Annotated in this window: 1 protein-coding gene; it reads left to right on the top strand. The window is 68.3% G+C overall.

Going from position 1 to position 477, the window contains the following annotated elements; translation table 11 throughout:
• The coding region (locus tag AABA78_RS38905) for a condensation domain-containing protein (RefSeq protein ID WP_338270592.1) at positions 1-477 on the top strand (477 nt) is incomplete at both ends.

Raw genomic sequence — 477 nt, forward strand, 5'->3', positions numbered from 1 at the left:
TCCCTTCGGAGCTGACGGACTCGCTGCGGGGCCTCGCCCAGCGGGAGGGCGCCACGCCCTTCATGCTGCTGCTCTCCGCCTTCCAGCTGCTCCTCTCCCGCTACTCCGGCCAGGACGACATCAGCGTTGGCTCTCCCATCGCCGGCCGCACCCACTCCGAGGCCGAGGGCCTCATCGGCTTCTTCGTCAACACCCTCGTCCTGCGCGCACACGTGCGCCCCGAGGAGTCGTTCCGCCAGCTGCTCTCCCAGGTGAAGGCCTCCACCCTCGCGGCCTATGAGCACCAGCACGTCCCCTTCGAGAAGCTGGTGGAAGTCCTCCAGCCCTCGCGTGACTTGAGCCGCAGCCCCCTCTTCCAGGTGATGCTCGTCCTGCAGAATGCCCCCGCCGAGGCACTCCGCGTCCCGGGCATGGCCTTCCAGCCCATTCCCCTGGAGGGCAACTCCTCCCGCTTCGATTTGGCCCTCACCCTCTTCG

This window comes from Corallococcus caeni (genome assembly GCF_036245865.1).
Classification (GTDB): Bacteria; Myxococcota; Myxococcia; order Myxococcales; family Myxococcaceae; genus Corallococcus; species Corallococcus caeni.